This is a genomic window from Streptomyces sp. NBC_01268, from assembly GCF_036240795.1.
GTDB lineage: Bacteria > Actinomycetota > Actinomycetes > Streptomycetales > Streptomycetaceae > Streptomyces.
The window spans coordinates 2,324,231-2,341,563 of sequence record NZ_CP108454.1 but is presented as its reverse complement, the minus strand read 5'-3'; the positions used below and the strand labels follow the sequence as shown (position 1 = coordinate 2,341,563).

17 protein-coding genes are annotated in these 17,333 nt (G+C 73.3%); 12 read left to right on the top strand and 5 right to left on the bottom strand.

The window, feature by feature from the left end:
* Positions 1-13: 13 nt before the first annotated feature.
* Positions 14-1,156 carry a glycosyltransferase family 4 protein gene (locus OG309_RS10245; RefSeq protein ID WP_329419926.1) on the top strand — a complete coding sequence of 381 codons (1,143 nt, stop codon included), beginning with the start codon at positions 14-16 and terminating at the stop codon, positions 1,154-1,156.
* A gap of 49 nt (positions 1,157-1,205) precedes the next feature.
* Here OG309_RS10245 and OG309_RS10240 read toward each other — a convergent pair whose 3' ends face one another.
* Together OG309_RS10240 and OG309_RS10235 are read right to left on the bottom strand one after the other, a co-directional pair.
* Complete coding sequence (locus OG309_RS10240) at positions 1,206-1,724, bottom strand: hypothetical protein (RefSeq protein ID WP_329419924.1); 519 nt, start codon at positions 1,722-1,724, stop codon at positions 1,206-1,208.
* 117 nt (positions 1,725-1,841) lie between these two features.
* A complete protein-coding gene (locus OG309_RS10235; RefSeq protein WP_329419923.1) occupies positions 1,842-3,638 on the bottom strand; it encodes an AMP-dependent synthetase/ligase in 1,797 nt (598 codons plus the stop codon).
* A gap of 294 nt (positions 3,639-3,932) precedes the next feature.
* Between OG309_RS10235 and OG309_RS10230 the strand changes: the two genes are divergently transcribed.
* From OG309_RS10230 to OG309_RS10205, 6 genes are all read left to right on the top strand, one after another.
* Positions 3,933-4,688: a metallophosphoesterase family protein gene (locus OG309_RS10230; protein WP_329428245.1), complete on the top strand. Its 756-nt coding sequence runs from the start codon at positions 3,933-3,935 to the stop codon at positions 4,686-4,688.
* Positions 4,689-4,783: 95 nt separating this feature from the next.
* Complete coding sequence (locus tag OG309_RS10225; RefSeq protein WP_329419922.1) at positions 4,784-5,227, top strand: SRPBCC family protein; 444 nt, start codon at positions 4,784-4,786, stop codon at positions 5,225-5,227.
* Positions 5,228-5,384: 157 nt separating this feature from the next.
* On the top strand, positions 5,385-6,518 hold the full coding sequence (locus tag OG309_RS10220; RefSeq protein WP_329419921.1) for an ArsA family ATPase: 1,134 nt from the start codon (positions 5,385-5,387) through the stop codon (positions 6,516-6,518).
* 50 nt (positions 6,519-6,568) lie between these two features.
* Positions 6,569-7,000, top strand: coding sequence for a DUF5304 domain-containing protein (locus tag OG309_RS10215; protein WP_329419920.1), 432 nt, complete (start codon positions 6,569-6,571; stop codon positions 6,998-7,000).
* Positions 7,001-7,066: 66 nt separating this feature from the next.
* A complete protein-coding gene (locus OG309_RS10210) occupies positions 7,067-8,008 on the top strand; it encodes an ROK family glucokinase (protein WP_329419919.1) in 942 nt (313 codons plus the stop codon).
* Positions 8,009-8,086: 78 nt separating this feature from the next.
* Complete coding sequence (locus tag OG309_RS10205) at positions 8,087-8,857, top strand: endonuclease/exonuclease/phosphatase family protein (RefSeq protein WP_329419917.1); 771 nt, start codon at positions 8,087-8,089, stop codon at positions 8,855-8,857.
* A 4-nt stretch (positions 8,858-8,861) separates the two neighbouring features.
* Here OG309_RS10205 and OG309_RS10200 read toward each other — a convergent pair whose 3' ends face one another.
* Both OG309_RS10200 and OG309_RS10195 read right to left on the bottom strand, forming a co-directional pair.
* Positions 8,862-9,575 (bottom strand): hypothetical protein, encoded by a 714-nt coding sequence (locus tag OG309_RS10200; protein WP_329419915.1) that lies wholly within the window; start codon positions 9,573-9,575, stop codon positions 8,862-8,864.
* A complete protein-coding gene (locus OG309_RS10195; RefSeq protein WP_329419913.1) occupies positions 9,568-10,350 on the bottom strand; it encodes an alpha/beta hydrolase in 783 nt (260 codons plus the stop codon). Before OG309_RS10195 ends, OG309_RS10200 begins: the two co-directional genes overlap by 8 nt.
* 236 nt (positions 10,351-10,586) lie before the next feature.
* Between OG309_RS10195 and OG309_RS10190 the strand changes: the two genes are divergently transcribed.
* From OG309_RS10190 to OG309_RS10170, 5 genes are all read left to right on the top strand, one after another.
* Positions 10,587-11,318, top strand: a complete 732-nt coding sequence (locus tag OG309_RS10190) for a lysophospholipid acyltransferase family protein (RefSeq protein ID WP_402546524.1) — start codon at positions 10,587-10,589, stop codon at positions 11,316-11,318.
* Between the two features lie 35 nt (positions 11,319-11,353).
* Positions 11,354-12,586, top strand: a complete 1,233-nt coding sequence (macS, locus tag OG309_RS10185) for a MacS family sensor histidine kinase (RefSeq protein ID WP_329419911.1) — start codon at positions 11,354-11,356, stop codon at positions 12,584-12,586.
* The gene (locus OG309_RS10180; RefSeq protein WP_402546522.1) at positions 12,583-13,257 is read left to right on the top strand and encodes a response regulator; all 675 of its coding nucleotides are present in this window, start codon (positions 12,583-12,585) and stop codon (positions 13,255-13,257) included. The genes macS and OG309_RS10180 overlap by 4 nt, the downstream gene beginning before the upstream one ends.
* Positions 13,258-13,339: 82 nt before the next feature.
* On the top strand, positions 13,340-14,329 hold the full coding sequence (locus OG309_RS10175) for an ATP-dependent 6-phosphofructokinase (RefSeq protein ID WP_329419909.1): 990 nt from the start codon (positions 13,340-13,342) through the stop codon (positions 14,327-14,329).
* Between the two features lie 73 nt (positions 14,330-14,402).
* Positions 14,403-15,419, top strand: coding sequence for a 2-hydroxyacid dehydrogenase (locus OG309_RS10170; protein WP_329419907.1), 1,017 nt, complete (start codon positions 14,403-14,405; stop codon positions 15,417-15,419).
* 3 nt (positions 15,420-15,422) lie between these two features.
* Here OG309_RS10170 and OG309_RS10165 read toward each other — a convergent pair whose 3' ends face one another.
* On the bottom strand, positions 15,423-17,303 hold the full coding sequence (locus tag OG309_RS10165; RefSeq protein WP_329419906.1) for an anthranilate synthase family protein: 1,881 nt from the start codon (positions 17,301-17,303) through the stop codon (positions 15,423-15,425).
* Positions 17,304-17,333 lie beyond the last annotated feature (30 nt).

Genomic DNA, 17,333 nt, shown 5'->3' with positions numbered 1-17,333 from the left:
ACTGTCGGCCACGATGCACAAGACCCTGATCGTAACGAACGACTTCCCGCCGCGACCCGGTGGAATCCAGGCCTTCCTGCACAACATGGCGCTGCGCCTGGATCCCGAGCGGATCGTCGTCTACGCCTCCACGTGGAAGCGCAGCCGTGAGGGCATCGAGGCGACCGCCGCGTTCGACGCGGAACAGCCTTTCACGGTCGTCCGCGACCGCACCACCATGCTGTTGCCGACGCCGCGGGTCACCGCCCGGGCCACCGCGCTGCTGCGCGAGCACGGCTGCGAGTCCGTCTGGTTCGGCGCGGCGGCCCCGCTCGGCCTGATGGCCCCGGCCCTGCGCCGCGCGGGCGCCCGGCGCCTGGTCGCCACCACCCACGGCCACGAGGCGGGCTGGGCCCAGCTGCCGGCCTCCCGGCAGCTGCTGCGGCGGATCGGCGAGGGCACCGACACGATCACCTACCTCGGCGAGTACACCCGCTCCCGGATCGCCGCCGCGCTCACCCCGGCCGCAGCCGGGCGCATGGCGCAGCTGCCGCCGGGCGTCGACGAGAAGACCTTCCACCCCGACTCGGGCGGCGCCGAGGTGCGCGAGCGGCTCGGGCTCAGCGACCGCCCGGTGGTGGTGTGCGTCTCCCGGCTCGTCCCGCGCAAGGGCCAGGACACCCTGATCCTCGCCCTGCCCGAGATCCTGCGCCGGGTGCCGGACGCGGTGCTGCTGATCGTCGGCGGCGGTCCGTACGAGCAGGAGCTGCGCAAGCTGGCGGCCCGCACCGGCGTGGCCGCGTCCGTGCGGTTCACCGGCGCCGTGCCGTGGGCGGAGCTGCCCGCGCACTACGGGGCGGGCGACGTCTTCGCGATGCCCTGCCGCACCCGCCGCGGCGGCCTCGACGTCGAGGGCCTCGGCATCGTCTACCTGGAGGCCTCGGCCACCGGCCTGCCGGTCGTCGCGGGCGACTCGGGCGGCGCCCCGGACGCCGTCCTCGACGGCGAGACCGGCTGGGTCGTCCGCGGCGGCGTCCCGGAGGAGTCCGCCGACCGGATCGCGACCCTCCTCCTCGACCCCGAGCTGCGCGCCCGCATGGGCGAGCGCGGCCGCCGCTGGGTCGAGGAGCGCTGGCGCTGGGACCTGCTGGCCGAACGGCTGAGGGAACTGCTCTAGCGGGCGTCCCGGGCGGGGGCGACCGGACCGGCCGCCCCCCCGCTCGCGGCTAGCCGGGCAGGTAGTCGGTCAGGGCGCAGCCGTCGACGAGCAGCTTCTCGTTGCGGTAGCCGTCGGGGACCTTGAAGCCCTTCTCGCAGGTGAAGAGGAGGACGTCGGAGTCGAGCAGGGCCTTCGCGGTCTTCTCGTCGCCGGGGAACAGCGCGAAGTTCTGGCCGACCAGCACCCGCACGCCCTTGCCGTGGGCGGCGGCGGCCTTGTTCGCCTGCTGGAACTTCTCCATGTCGGAGACGGACAGCAGCGTGACGGTGTCCCTGTCGTCGTCGCCGCACACCCCGCGCTCGGATATCGCCCAGGCCGGGTCCGCGGACTGCTCGCGCATGGCGCCGCCGCCGTTGGTGCGCAGGTCGCTGCACATGGTGTGGGCGCCGACCAGTTTCTCCATCGCCGCCATGTCGTCGGCCGCGGGCAGACCGGCGTCCTCGCCCCAGGCGCTGCTGCACCCGGTGAGCGTGACGAGGGCGGTGAGAGCCGTGCCCAGGACGGCGGCGGTGCGCTTGAGCCGCATGACTTCCTGCTTCCGTTTCGTATCGGTGTGGTGGAATCGTCCGTTCCGATCCCGACGCGCGCGAGCGCCCCCGGCCGGCCCGCGATGCGGGCCCGCCAGGGGCGCTCCGAGGGCTTGTCAGCCCTGGTAGATCGCCTCGATCTCGTCGGCGAAGTCCTTCGCCACCACGTTCCGCTTCAGCTTCAGCGACGGGGTGATGTGCCCCGCCTCCTCGGTGAACTGCGCGGACAGGATACGGAACTTCCGCACCGACTCCGCCTTCGAGACCGCCGCGTTGCCGTCGTCGATCGCGCGCTGCACCTCGGCGATCAGCTCCGGGTCGTCGCGCAGCGTCGCCGCCGTCGCGCCGGCCGGCTTGCCGTGCTCGGCCGCCCAGCGGCCCAGGAACTCCTCGTCGACGGTGACGAGCGCGCCCACGAACGGGCGTCCGTCGCCGACCACCATGCACTCGGCGACCAGCGCGTGCGCACGGATCCGGTCCTCGATGACCGCCGGGGCGACGTTCTTGCCGCCCGCCGTCACCAGGATCTCCTTCTTGCGGCCGGTGATCGCGAGGTAGCCGTCCTCGTCGAGGGTGCCGATGTCACCGGTGTGGAACCAGCCGTCCGCCAGCGCCTCGGCCGTCGCGGCCTCGTTGTTCCAGTAGCCGGAGAAGATGTGCTCGCCGTGCAGCAGGACCTCGCCGTCGTCGGCGATCCGCACCACCGAACCCGGCAGCGGCTGCCCGACCGTGCCGATCTTCTGCCGGTCCCACGGGTTGAACGCGGTCGCCGCGCAGGACTCCGTCAGGCCGTAGCCCTCCAGGACCGTGAAGCCGATGCCGCGGAAGAAGTGCCCGAGCCGCTCGCCCAGCGGCGCGCCGCCCGAGATCGCGTACTCGCCCCGGCCGCCGAGGACCGCGCGCAGCTTCGAGAAGACCAGCTTGTCGAAGACCTTGTGCTTCAGCTTCAGACCGAAGGACGGGCCCTGCGGGGTGCTCAGCGCCCGGCTGTACGCGATGGCCGTGTGCGCGGCCCTGTCGAAGATCTTGCCCTTGCCGTCCGCCTGCGCCTTGGCCCGCGCCGAGTTGTAGACCTTCTCGAAGACCCGCGGCACACCGAGGATCAGCGTCGGCCGGAAGGAGGCCAGCTCGTCGGTGAGGTTCTTGATGTCGGGCAGGCAGCCCAGCTTGATCGGCGCCATCACGGAGGCGACCTCGACCAGCCGGCCGAAGACGTGCGCGGCCGGCAGGAAGAGCAGGACCGAGCACTCGCCCGTACGGAACAGCGGCTTCAGCCGCTCGACGACGTTGCCGCACTCGGCGAAGAAGGCGCGGTGCGTCAGCACGCAGCCCTTGGGGCGGCCCGTGGTGCCCGAGGTGTAGACGATCGTGGCCGGGTCGTCCGCGTGCGCGGAGGACATCCGGCGGTCCAGCGCCTCGTCGGAGACCTCCGCACCGCTCTCCGTCAGCCGCGCGACGGCGTCCGCGTCGATCTGCCAGACACCCTTGAGGTCGGGCAGACCGGCCCGGACCGACGCCACCGAGGCCTCGTGCGCGGCGGACTCGACGAGGGCGAGCGAGGCGCCCGAGTCGCCGAGGATCCACTGGATCTGCTCCGGCGAGCTGGTCTCGTACACCGGCACCGTCACGGCGCCCGCGCTCCAGATCGCGAAGTCGAGGAGCACCCACTCGTAGCGGGTGCGGGAGAGCAGCGCGACCCGGTCGCCGGGCTCGACGCCGGCGGCGATCAGGCCCTTGGCGGCCCCGCGGACCTCGGCGAGGAACTGCTTGGCGGTGACGTCCTCCCAGCCGCCGGCCACCTTGCGTCCCATCACGGCGACATCTGGGTGCTGTGCGGCGTTGCGGCGGATGAGATCCGTCAGGTTGCCGTCCGTGGGGACCTCGTACAGGGCCGGAAGGCTGAACTCGCGCAAGACTGCTGCTCCTCATCGGGCGCCGGCGCCACGGCTCTGTGTGATGCGTCGGTGCGGTCCAAGATCGGGCAGGTGCTCAGTGGGGGTGAGCACGACCGGACTGCCCGGACGTTACCCATCAGTACGCGGTTCCGGATAGGGGGTCCTGGCCAGATGTTCCATGCGTCACACGTGTATGGCGTTGCTTCGCGCACAGTAATCCACCGCTTTCCCGACTCGGAAGTAACCGCAGGTCCGACCGTGCGGCACCACACGGGAGGCCCCGCCCCCTACGCTGACGCCATGAGGATCAACGTGGTGAGCGACGTACACGGCAACACCGGGGCCCTCGCCACGGCGGGGGAGGGCGCCGACGCCCTCATATGCCTCGGGGACCTGGTGCTCTTCCTCGACTACGCCGATCACGCGCGCGGAATCTTCCCCGACCTCTTCGGCGTGGAGAACGCCGACCTCATCGTCGAACTGCGCACCGCCCGCCGCTTCGACGAGGCCCGCGACCTGGGCCGCCGTCTCTGGGCCGAGCTCGGCATCGACCGCGCCACCGCCATCGAGTCCGCCGTCCGCCGCCAGTACGCCGAGATGTTCGCCGCCTTCCCCACCCCCACGTACGCGACCTACGGCAACGTCGACGTCCCCGGCCTCTGGCCCGAGTACGCCCGCCCCGGCACCACCGTCCTCGACGGCGACCGGATCGAGCTGGGCGGCCTCGTCTTCGGCTTCGTCGGCGGCGGCCTGCACAGCCCCATGCGCACCCCGTACGAGATCTCCGAAGAGGAGTACGCGGCCAAGGTCGAGGCCCTCGGCGAGGTCGACGTGCTCTGCTCCCACATCCCGCCGGACGTCGCCGAGCTCACCTACGACACCGTCGCCCGCCGCTTCGAACGCGGCAGCCGCGCCCTGCTCGACGCCATCCACCGGGTCCGCCCCCGCTACGCCCTCTTCGGCCACGTCCACCAGCCGCTGGCCCGCCGGATGCGGATCGGCGCGACCGAGTGCGTGAACGTCGGCCACTTCGCGGCGACCGGCCGGCCGTGGACGCTGGAGTGGTGACGGATGCCCGATGACGGCGCGATAGCCTCTTTTCCGACGTAGGTCACCGCACGATCCGTACCGTCCCCCACCTGTCCTTACGAGGAGCGCCCGCGATGGCGGAACACACCAGCTCGAGCATCACCATCGAGGCGGCCCCGGCCGAGGTCATGAGCGTGATCGCCGACTTCGCGCGCTACCCCGAGTGGACGGGCGAGGTGAAGGAGGCCGAGGTCCTGGAGACCGACGGGGCCGGCCGCGCGGAGAAGGTCCGCCTCCTCCTCGACGCGGGCGCCATCAAGGACGACCACACTCTCGCCTACACCTGGACCGGCGACGACGAGGTCAGCTGGACCCTCGTCAAGTCCCAGATGCTCCGCTCCCTCGACGGCTCCTACCGCCTCGCCCCGGCCGCCGGCGGCGCCCGCACCGAGGTCACCTACCAGCTGACCGTCGACGTCAAGATCCCCATGCTCGGCATGATCAAGCGCAAGGCCGAGAAGGTCATCATCGACCGCGCCCTCCAGGGCCTGAAGCAGCGCGTCGAGTCGGCGAAGTAACCGAGAGACCGACCTTCCCGGGATCTCCACCCTGGCCCTGTCCGTCCGCCCGTCCGTCTGCCTGCCCGCCCCCGGCTCCGGCCCCGTGGGGGCTCGTCCCGCCGGGGCGGGACGGGTGGGCGCACGGGACGGCGCGGGGCACCGGTACGGTCGCCCCATGCGGATCATCCTCGTCACCGGAACCGGCGGAGCCGGACGCACCGCCGTCGCCACGGGCACGGCCCTCGCCGAGGCGAAGGCGGGCCGCCGTGTCCAGCTGGTGTCGGCGGACGCCGACCCCGCGTCGACGACCTCCGCGGACACCCTCCGCCTCCTCACCCCCGAACCCGCCGCGGACTTCCGCAGGGAGTTCCTCGCCCTCCAGTCCCGCTCCGCCACCGCCCTGGACCTCCTCGGCACCACCCCCTTCGAGGACGCCGAGCTCACCGAGCTCCCCGGCAGCGCCCAGTTCGCCCTGCTCAGGGCCGTACGGGACGCGGCGGCCACCGACGCCGACCTGGTCGTCGTCGACCTGCCCCCGCTGCGCGAGGCCCTCGCCCTGCTCGCCCTGCCCGAACAGCTGCGCCGCTACCTGCGCCGCCTGCTGCCCCCCGAGCGGCAGGCCGCCCGCGCGCTGCGCCCCATGCTCGCCCAGCTCGCCGGCGTACCCCTGCCCGCACAGTGGCTGTACGAGACCACCGCCCGCTGGGAGGCGGAGCTCGCCGCCGTCCAGGACGTCGTCGACTCCCCGGACACCCGCGTCCGGCTCGTCGTCGAGCCCGGACCCGCCGCCTCCGACGCCCTGCGCACCGCCCGCCTCGGCCTCGCCCTCCAGGGCCTCGCCCTCGACGCCGTCGTCGCCAACCGGGTGCTGCCCGCCGACTCCGCGGACCCCTGGTTCGCCGGCCTCGCCGCCGAGCAGCACCGACACCTCGCCGCCCTGCGCGAGGAGCACCCCGCCGTGCGCGAGCTGCCGCACCTCGGACGGGCGCCCCGCGGCCCCGAGGACCTCGCCCTGCTCGCCGTCGAGGACCGGCCCGCCGCCCCCGCGCCCGGCTGGCGGGTCGAGGACCGGCGCGAGGCGGACGGCATCCTGGTCTGGCACGTCCCGCTGCCCGGCGCCGTCAAGGAGGCCCTCTCCCTGGTCCGCCGCGGCGACGAACTGCTCCTCTCCGCCGGACCCTTCCGCCGCAACGTCCCGCTCCCGGCCGTACTGCGCCGCTGCGCCGTCACCGGCGCCGGACTCGTCGAGGGCGACCTCCGGATCCGCTTCACTCCCGACCCCGGACTCTGGCCGAAGGCCGCTCCCTGAGCCCCCGCGAGGCGTGTACCGTCGACGGTAGAGAACCTGAGGAGTACGCCATGAGCGATGGGGACGCCTGGGCCAAGGCCTGCGCCGAGGACCTGGAGGCCGAGAAGGCCCGCCGCCGTGCCGAGCGCGGCGAGGAGCCCGGCACCCCGGCCGAGGAGTTCCGCAAGCTGTTCGAGGCCGTCGCCGAGAAGTTCTCCGGCACCCTCGGCGGCCCCCTCCTCGGCGGCCAGGCCGCCGAGACCGTCCACCAGGTCGTCAACCAGGCGAAGTCCCTGGTCGAGCCCGTCATCGAGCGCAATCCGGAGGTCTTCGACCACCTTGCGGCCGCCGGCAACGAGCTCCTCGCCGCCTACCGCTCGGCCGTCCAGGGCCACGAGACCCGCTGGACCCGCGGCGACACCCGCGGCACGGAACCGGGTGATCCGCGCGACGAGGGCCGCGACGAAGGCCCGGGAACCGGGCAGCACATCGATCTGGACTGATCGGGAGCGCCCTCCCCCTCGGGTACGGTTGGCCCTAGCGGGGCTCGACCGAAAACTGAGGGACACATGGCACTCACCATCGGCGTCGACATCGGCGGCACGAAGATCGCGGCCGGCGTGGTCGACGAGGACGGCAAGATCCTCGACACCCACACCGTGCCCACCCCGCCGACCCCCGAGGGCATCGTCGACGCCATCTGCGCCGCGGTCTCCGAGGCCGGCAAGGGGCACCAGATCGAGGCCGTCGGCATCGGAGCCGCGGGCTACGTCGACGACAAGCGCGCCACCGTCCTCTTCGCGCCGAACATCGACTGGCGGCACGAGCCGCTGAAGGACAAGGTCGAGCAGCGGGTCGGCCTCCCCGTGGTCGTGGAGAACGACGCCAACGCCGCCGCCTGGGGCGAGTACCGCTTCGGCGCCGGCCAGGGCCACGAGGACGTCATCTGCATCACCCTCGGCACCGGCCTCGGCGGCGGCATCATCATCGGCAACAAGCTGCGCCGCGGCCGCTTCGGCGTCGCCGCCGAGTTCGGCCACATCCGGGTCGTCCCCGACGGCCTGCTGTGCGGCTGCGGCAGCCAGGGCTGCTGGGAGCAGTACGCCTCCGGCCGCGCCCTCGTCCGGTACGCGAAGCAGCGCGCCGCCGCCACCCCCGAGCACGCCGCGGTCCTGCTCGGGCTCGGCGACGGCACCCCCGAGGGCATCGAGGGCAAGCACATCAGCGAGGCCGCCCGCGCGGGCGACCCGGTCGCCGTCGACTCCTTCCGCGAGCTGGCCCGTTGGGCCGGAGCGGGCCTCGCCGACCTGGCCTCGCTCTTCGACCCCTCGGCGTTCATCGTCGGCGGCGGCGTCTCCGACGAGGGCGAGCTGGTCCTGGACCCGATCCGCAAGTCCTTCCGGCGCTGGCTGATCGGCGGCCAGTGGCGTCCGCACGCGCAGGTGCTCGCCGCGCAGCTCGGCAACAAGGCCGGACTGGTCGGCGCGGCCGACCTGGCCCGCCAGGGCTGACTCCCGGCGGCCACCCCTTCGCGGCAGTGCCCGTCGCGCCCTCTGGGGCGCGGCGGGCACTGCGCCTATCTTGGGCCCATGGCGACCGGTGCGAACACCTCGATCAGCGAGCTGCCCAAGTCCCGTACGGAATCGGACGGTTCGGCCGTCGTCCGGGTCCTGTCCTACAACATCCGCTCGATGCGCGACGACGAGGACGCCCTCGCCCGGGTGATCCGGGCCTGCGCCCCCGACCTGGTCTTCGTCCAGGAGGCCCCGCGCTTCTTCCGCTGGCGCAAGCACGCGGCCCGGCTCGCGGCCAAGAGCGAACTCGTGGTCCTCGGCGGCGGCGCCACCGCCGCCGGACCCATGCTGCTGTGCTCCCTGCGGGCCACCGTCGAACGCACCGAGGACGTCCTCCTCCCGCTCACCCCGGGACTCCACCGGCGCGGCCTCGCCACCGCCGTGGTCCGCCTCGGCGGCGCCCGGGTCGGACTCGTCAGCTGCCACCTGAGCCTGCGCGCCGACGAGCGCTACGCCCAGGCCGGGCTCGTCCTCGACCGGGTCGCCGCCCTCGGCACCCCGCACGTGATCGTCGCCGGCGACCTCAACGAGGGCCCCGGCGGGCGCGGCTTCGGCCGCCTCGCCAAGGAGCTCCAGGACGGCTGGGCCACCAGCCCCTGGGGCGCCGAACACACCTTCGGCACGACCGCCCCGCACCAGCGCATCGACGCGGTCCTCGCCACCCCGGGCATCGAGATCCTCACCTGCGGCGTCCCCACGGACCTCGACCCGCACGACCTGAGAACGGCGACGGACCACCTGCCGGTGCTGGCGGTGGTCCGTATCCCTGCCGCGTCCCCCTCCTGAGGAGCTACACGACCGCCCCGCGCCCCGGGTCGTCGAAGCCGTCCTCGTCCTCGTCGTCGTGCTTCATCCGGGCCACCAGCGTCACGAAGCCGCCCAGGAAGCCGCCCACGCACAGGGTGGTCAGCCACCAGGTCATGTCCCACTGGAGCAGCACCGCGAGCAGCAGCAGGACCGGGCCCCCGACCACCGCGAGCCAGGCGAACTTGGTCGTCGTGTCGGCCTCCGGCAGCGGCGGCGGCTCCGGCGGGACGAAATGGCCCTCGTCGGAATCGTCCGCGCCCTTGCGGCCCTTGCCCTTCGCGCCCTCCGGCGCCTCGTCCGGGTCGGCCACCGAGTAGTCGCGCGGGCCGACGCCCACACCCGGCGCGAAGACGATCGACGAGCCGAGCGCGGGCCGCCCGGCCCCCTCGGAGCCACCGTCGGTGCCGTCGGTGCCGTTCGCGCCGTCGGCGTCGTCCGCCCCGCCCTCGGCGTCCTCCGTGCCCGCCGCGCCCGCCGCGCCCTCGTCCTCGGCCGCCGGCTTCCTGAACTTGTCCGGCTTCGCCGCCGCCCCGCCCTTTTCGGGCATCGGCGGCAGCGCCAGGTCCTCCACCGGCCGGAACGGCCTGGTGCCCGGCGGGTCCACCGGCTCCTCGCCGTAGCCCGCGACGATCGCGGCCCAGGCCGCCTCCTCGTCGATGGGCTGCGGCTCGCGCTCCCCGTCCTGCTGCTCAGCCACCGCTCGCGCTCCCCTTCTCGCCGACGAGTTCCGGAGCGAGCCGGGACACGAACGCCCAGCTCTCATCGAAGATCCGCTCCGCGTCGTGGTCCAACGTCGCCACGTGGTAGCTCTGTTCCAGCAGGACCTCCTTCACGTCCGTCGACGAGACCCGGCTCAGCACGCGCGCCGAGTCCACCGGCGGCACCACGTGGTCCCGCGGGCTGTGCAGCAGCACCATCGGCTGCGTCACCTGCGGCAGCTCCGCGTCCACGACCTGGAAGAAGCGCCGCAGCGAGTGCGCCGCGTGCAGCGGCACCCGGTCGTAGCCGACCTCGGCCGCGCCCGGCTTCGCGATGTCGCTGGCGATGCCCTTGGTCGACGGCACCAGGTGCCGGACCACCGGCAGCGCCTTCGCGGCCAGGCCGTGCACCTTGTTGCCCGGGTTGACCAGGACGATGCCGCTGACCGCCTCGCCGTGCCGTGCCGCGAGCCGCAGGGTCAGCGCCCCTCCCATCGACAGGCCCATGACGAAGACCCGCTCGCAGCGGGCGGACAGCTCGCGCAGGGCCTGGTCGACCTCCGCGTACCAGTCCTCCCAGGTGGTGAGCTGCATGTCCTGCCAGCGCGTGCCGTGCCCGGGCAGCAGCGGCAGCGACACCGTGAGGCCGCGCTCGGCCAGGTACTCGGCCCAGGGACGCAGCGACTGCGGGGAACCGGTGAATCCGTGACAGAGGAGTACGCCGACCTCTCCGCCCTCGTGGCGGTACGGCTCGGCTCCAGGAAGGACCGGCACGGGGTCTCCTGTTCGGGTTCGACTTCGGGCCTGGCTCTCGCGGACGCCCGAAGCGGCGACGGAAAGGGGAAGGCTTTCACCGTACGCGACCGGACCGACACCGACCAGGGCCGTTCGCACGAAGGAGCACGACGGCCCGGTGCGCCCGCGCCGCCCACGGCGGTCCGGCCGGGCCCGTACGGGATAAAGTCGTCGTGACGGCACACGGAAGGCATGGCGAGTTGATCTACGGCGCAATGAAGTTCTCTCTCGGCGGGTCCCTGAAGCTCGCCTTCAGGCCCTGGGTGGAGGGCCTGGAGAACATCCCCGCCGAGGGGCCGGCGATCCTCGCGAGCAACCACCTCTCCTTCTCGGACTCCTTCTTCCTGCCCGCGGTCCTCGACCGCAAGGTGACCTTCATCGCCAAGGCCGAGTACTTCACCACCCCCGGCGTCAAGGGCAAGCTGACGGCCGCCTTCTTCAAGGGCGTCGGCCAGCTCCCGGTGGACCGCTCCGGAGCCCGCGGCGCGGGCGAGGCGGCGATCAAGGCCGGCATCGAGGTCATCGAGGGCGGCGGCCTCTTCGGCATCTACCCCGAGGGCACCCGCTCGCCCGACGGACGCCTGTACCGCGGCAAGCCCGGCGGCCTCGCCCGCGTGGCGCTCGCCACCGGCGCCCCCGTGATCCCGATCGCCATGATCGACACCGAGAAGATCCAGCCGCCCGGCAAGGTCGTCCCCAAGCTGATGCGCCCGGGCATCCGGATCGGCAAGCCGCTCGACTTCACCCGCTACCAGGGCATGGAGGGCGACCGCTTCATCCTGCGCTCGGTGACGGACGAGGTCATGTACGAGATCATGAAGCTCTCCGGCCAGGAGTACGTGGACATCTACGCGACCGCCGCCAAGCGGCAGATCGCCGATGCCCAGAAGGCCGCCAAGGAGGCCGTCAAGGCCGAGATCGCGGCACGGGAAGAGTCCGGCGCCTGACCCTCTGACGAGGGGAGCGCCCAGGGGTGGGGAAGATGGCCAGGCGCGAACGGGTCGTGCGCATGTCGGTCGAGCAGCCGTTGTGGCGCGCGCTCACCGCGTACCGCGTCCTGACGATGATCTACGCGGTACTGCTCTTCGCCTTCGGGCACGGCCGCTACGAACGCCCCTGGGTGGCGGTCGGCTTCCTCGCCGTCATGTGCGTCTGGACCCTCGCCACCCTCCCCAAGGTGGCGAGCGCGGTCAGCTGCACCCGGCGCTTCCTCGTCGCCGACCTCACCCTCGCCCTCGCCGGCATCCTCCTCACCCCGCTCGCCGACGAGCAGGCCCAGTCGATGGACGGCACCACCCTCCCCTCCATATGGACGGCGGGCGCCGTCCTCGCGTACGCGATCAAGGGCGGCTGGCGCTGGGCGGGCTTCGCCTCCTCCCTCGTGGCCGTCGCCAACATCATCGAGCGCGGCCACCCCAGCCGCGACACCCTGCACAACGTGCTGCTCGTCTGGGTCGCCTCCATCGCCATCGGGTACGTGGTCGAGGTCGCCCGCGCCTCCGAGCGCACCCTCGCCCGCGCCCTGGAGATCGAGGCCGCGACCCGCGAGCGGGAGCGGCTCGCCCGCGACATCCACGACAGCGTGCTCCAGGTCCTCGCCATGGTGCAGCGGCGCGGCACCGCGCTCGGCGGCGAGGCGGCCGAGCTGGGCCGGATGGCCGGCGAGCAGGAGGTCGCCCTGCGCACCCTGGTCGCCGGCGGGCTCACCCGTACCTCGTACGTCTCCGAGGACGAGTCCGAGGGCGCGGTCGTCCGGGTCGTGGAGGAGCCCGACGACGAGCTCCGCTCCGGCGCCGACCTCGACCTGCGCGCCCTGCTCGTGCCGCGCGCCGGCTCCCGGGTGACCCTGTCCGACCCGGGCACCCCGGTCCTCCTGCCGCCCCCCGCCGCCCGCGAACTGGCCGCCGCCGTCGGCGCCGCCCTGGACAATGTGCGGGTGCACGCGGGCGACGGCGCGCGGGCCTGGATCCTGGTCGAGGACTGGGGCGACGAGGTGATCGTGACGGTCCGGGACGACGGCCCCGGGATCCCCGAGGGCCGGCTCGCCCAGGCCGAGGGCGAGGGCCGGATGGGCGTCGCCCTGTCCATCCGGGGCAGACTGCGGGACCTCGGCGGCAGCGCCGAACTGATCTCGGTCCCGGGCCAGGGCACCGAAGTGGAACTGAAAGTCCCGCGGGCACCGCGGGAGCGGCGGGGGAAGGCGGGAACGAAGTGAGCGAGCAGCAGCAGATCAAGGTGATGGTCGTCGACGACCACCCGATGTGGCGGGACGCGGTGGCCCGCGACCTCGCCGAGGCGGGCCTCGACGTGGTGGCCACCGCGGGCGACGGCGAGCAGGCGGTGCGGCGCGCGGCGGCCGCCGGCCCGGACGTCCTGGTCCTCGACCTGAACCTGCCGCTCAAGCCGGGCGTCCAGGTCTGCAAGGAGCTCGTCGGCGCCGACCCGCGGCTGCGGGTCCTGGTGCTCTCCGCGAGCGGCGAGCACGCCGACGTCCTGGAGGCGGTGAAGTCCGGCGCCACCGGCTACCTGCTGAAGTCGGCCAGCACCGAGGAGCTGATCGACGCGGTGCGCCGCACGTCCGTCGGCGACCCCGTCTTCACGCCGGGCCTGGCGGGCCTGGTCCTCGGCGAGTACCGGCGGCTCGCCTCCGAGCCGCTCCCGGCGGCCGGCGCCGACGAGCCGAAGGCGCCGCAGCTGACCGAGCGGGAGACCGAGGTGCTGCGCCTGGTCGCCAAGGGGCTGAGCTACAAGCAGATCGCCGAGCGGCTGGTCATCTCGCACCGCACGGTGCAGAACCACGTCCAGAACACCCTCGGCAAGCTGCAGCTGCACAACCGGGTCGAGCTCGTCCGGTACGCCATCGAGCGCGGCCTCGACGACGCCTGATTCACTCGGTTCGCCGTGTCGGGGCGACCCGGCCCACCACTAGCGTGGGCCGCATCCCCCCACGTACGGCGAAGGAGTGCCCATGCACGTCGGTGTGCTGACCGGCGGCGGCGACTGCCCCGGGCTCAACGCGGTGATCCGAGCGGTCGTCCGCAAGGGCGTCCAGGAGCACGGCTGGAGCTTCACCGGTTTCCGCGACGGCTGGCGCGGGGTCGTCGAGGGCGACACGGTCCCGCTGGACGTGCGGGCCGTCCGCGGCATCCTGCCGCGCGGCGGCACCGTGCTCGGCTCCTCCCGCACCGACCCCTTCGGCGTCCCGGACGGGGTGCGGCGGATCGGGGAGCAGCTGGCCAAGCGCCGGACCGACGCGCTGATCGCCATCGGCGGGCGCGGCACCCTGGCCATCGCCGCCCGGCTGCACGCCGAGCACGGGGTGCCGTGCGTGGGCGTGCCGAAGACCATCGACAACGACCTGTCGGCCACCGACTGGACCTTCGGCTTCGACACCGCCGTCGGCATCGCCACCCAGGCCATCGACCGGCTGCACACCACCGCCGACTCCCACCGGCGGGTCCTCGTCGTGGAGGTGATGGGCCGGCACACCGGCTGGATCGCGCTGCACGCCGGGCTGGCCGGCGGGGCCAACGTCATCCTCGTCCCCGAGCAGCGCTTCGACCTCGACCAGGTCTGCGCCTGGGTCGCCTCCCGCTTCGAGGCCACGTACGCCCCGATCCTCGTCGTCGCCGAGGGGGCGCGGCCACGCGACGGCCTCGTGGTCGAGGGCTCGGTGGGGGTGTGGCTGGCGGCCGCGATCGAGCGGCGCACCGGCAAGGAGGCCCGCACCACCGTGCTCGGGCACGTCCAGCGCGGCGGCAGCCCGAGCGCCTTCGACCGCTGGCTGGCCACCCGGTTCGGGCTGCACGCCGTGGACGCCGTACGGGACGGGGCGCACGGCACGATGGTGGCGCTGCGCGGCACGGAGGTGGTCCGGGTCCCGCTGGCCGCCGCCACCGCCCGGCTCAAGACGGTCGACCCCGCGCTGTACGCGGAGGCGGGGGTGTTCTTCGGCTGAGGGCGGCCCGCCGGGGGAGCCCGTATATTCGCTCCCGTAACCAGACATATACGGCGCAATCCCTGGAGGGCCCGTGGAGATCCTGGCATTCGGTGTGCAGACGGACGAGAAGCCGCTGATCGAGAAGGCCTTCGCGGGGCACCACGAGGTGCGCTGCGTGGACGTCTTCCTCACCGAGGACACCGCCCCCATCGCCGCCGGCTACGAGGTCGTGTCGACCAGCGTCAACGCCAACCTCAACCACCGGGTGCTGCAGTCCCTCGCGGCCGGCGGGACCCAGATGATCGCCCAGCGCTCCACCGGCTTCAACAACATCGACCTCGACGTGGCCGAGCGGCTGGGGCTCACGGTCGCCCGCGTCTCGTACTACTCGCCCTACTCCGTCGCCGAGTTCGCCTGGACCCTCGCGATGGGCGTCAACCGGCGGATCGTCCGCGCCTCCAACCGCACCCGGGACTTCGACTTCCGGCTCGACGGGCTCATGGGCCGCGACCTGCGCGGGCGCACGGTCGGCGTCCTCGGCACCGGCAAGATCGGCGAGTCGTTCACCCGGATCGCCCACGGCTTCGGCATGAACCTGCTCGGCTGGGACGTCGTCGAGAACCCCGCCTGCCTCGAACTCGGCATGAAGTACGTGGAGAAGGAGCAGCTCCTCGCCGAGGCCGACCTCATCAGCCTGCACGTGCCGCTGCTCCCGGCCACCCACCACCTCATCGACGCCGCCGCGCTCGGCATGATGAAGGGCGACGCCATCCTGGTGAACTCCAGCCGCGGCGGCCTCGTCGACACCGAGGCCCTCGTCCGCGAACTGCGCGCGGGCCGCTTCACGGGCGTCGGACTCGACGTGTACGAGGCGGAGGCCGGGCTCTTCTTCCTCGACAGGTCCCTGGAGGTCGTCGAGGACGACACCCTGGCCCGCCTGGTGACCTTCCCCAACGTGGTGGTCACCTCCCACCAGGCCTACTACACGGTCGACGCGGTCGGGCAGATCATCGACACCACGGTCCAGAACGTCCTCAACTACCTCGCGCGGCGGCGCGACGAGAACGTCCTGGTGCCGCGTACGCAGACGCCGCCGACGACGCCGTAGCGACTAGACGAGCACGCCCGCGAGGAGCGAGGCGGTCACGGCGGCCCCCTCCTTCGTCAGGACCGACTCCGGGTGGAACTGCACGCCCGCGAAGCCCGGCCCGCGCAGCGCGTGCACCTCGTCCGTGCCCGTGTCCCGGCTCACCTCGATCCGGTGCAGCGCCAGCTCGGTCGCCGTCCGCTCGTCGCACCGCGCCGTGAAGCTGTTGTAGAAGCCGACCGTGCGCTCCTGCCCGAACAGGTCGATCCGCACCTGCGCGCCCTGGAACGGGACCCGCTTGCGGACGATCTCCAGGCCCAGTTCGGCCGCGATCAGCTCATGGCCCAGGCAGACCCCGAGCAGACCGTGCCGGTGCCCGCGCAGGAGCTCGGCGGTGAGCCCGCGCAGGAAGCGCATCTTCGGGTCGGCGGCGTCCGAGGGGTCCCCGGGACCGGGCCCGAGCACCACGGGCCCCTCGTGCGCCAGCGCCAGCTCGCGCAGCCCCGGCTCGTCGTAGCGCAGCACCGACACCTCCAGGCCCGAGGAGCGCAGCAGGTGCGCCAGCATCGCCGTGAAGGTGTCCTCGGCGTCCACGACCAGCGCGTGCCCCGACAGCTCCGCGGAACGGGCCTGCATCCTCAGCCAGAACGGCGCCAGGTCCGCCCGGCGCGCGTCGAGCGCCGCCCGGACCCTGGGGTCCTCCGCCAGTCGCGGCGGCACCGTGCCCGCGTCGGCGGGGCGCCCCTCCCGCACGCCGAGCGCGGTCAGCACGCCCGCCGCCTTGGCGTGGGTCTCGGCGACCTCGCCCGCAGGGTCGGAGTGCCGGACGAGGGTCGCGCCGACCGGGACCCGCAGCCGCCCCCCGGGCGAGATGTCGGCGGTGCGGATCAGGATGGGGGAGTCGAGGGTCTGCGCCCCGTTCTCGTCGGTGCCGAGCAGGGCCAACGCCCCCGCGTAGTAGCCGCGGCCCCCGACCTCGTGCCGCTCGATCACCCGGCAGGCGTTCTGCACCGGGGAGCCGGTCACGGTCGCCGCGAACATCGTCTCGCGCAGCACCTCGCGCACGTCGAGCGAGGACCGGCCGCGCAGCTCGTACTCCGTATGGGCGAGGTGGGCCATCTCCTTCAGACGGGGCCCGATCACCACCCCGCCCCGGTCGCCGACGGTGCACATCATCTTCAGCTCCTCGTCGACCACCATGGAGAGCTCCTCGGTCTCCTTCCGGTCGGAGAGGAACGACAGCAGCTGCTCGGCGGTCGGCGCGGCCCCCGACGGGTAGCGGAAGGTGCCGCTGATCGGGTTCATCACGACCGTCCCGCCGGACATCCGCACGTGCACCTCCGGGCTCGCGCCCACGAGCGTCCTGTCCCCTGTGTGCACCACGAAGGTCCAGTACGCCCCCCGCTCGCCGGCGAGCAGCCGCCGGAACAGGGCCAGCGCGTCGGCCCGCCCGAAGCCCGGGATCTCGCCGGTGTAGGTGCGCCGGATGACGAAGTTCGCGCCCTCGCCGCCGCCGATCTCCTCGTCGATCACCCGCCGCACGATCCGGCCGTACTCCTCGTCGCCGACGTCGAACCCGCCGCCCTCGACCCGTACGTCATGGGCCGGCAGCCGGTCCAGGACCTCGGCGAGCGGCAGCTCGTAGGCCTCCTCGGCGACCAGTACGGAGAGCGGGGTGCCGTCGTCGCGCACCTCGAAGCCGCGCTCGCGGATCTGCCGGAACGGGACGAGCGCCAGCGTCGGCCGCGGGCCCACCGGCAGCTCGGCGAGCCGCCCGGCCTCGTGCACCGGGCCGATCAGCACCTCGACGGTGTCGTGGTCCCGGCCCGGTGTGCGCCGGCGCAGCAGGGCGAACGGCGGGCAGGAGTCGTCGAGGAGGCGGGAGAGGAGACGGGGGAGGTCCATGGCGGGTGTCGTTCCTTCCGATGGGGGTTC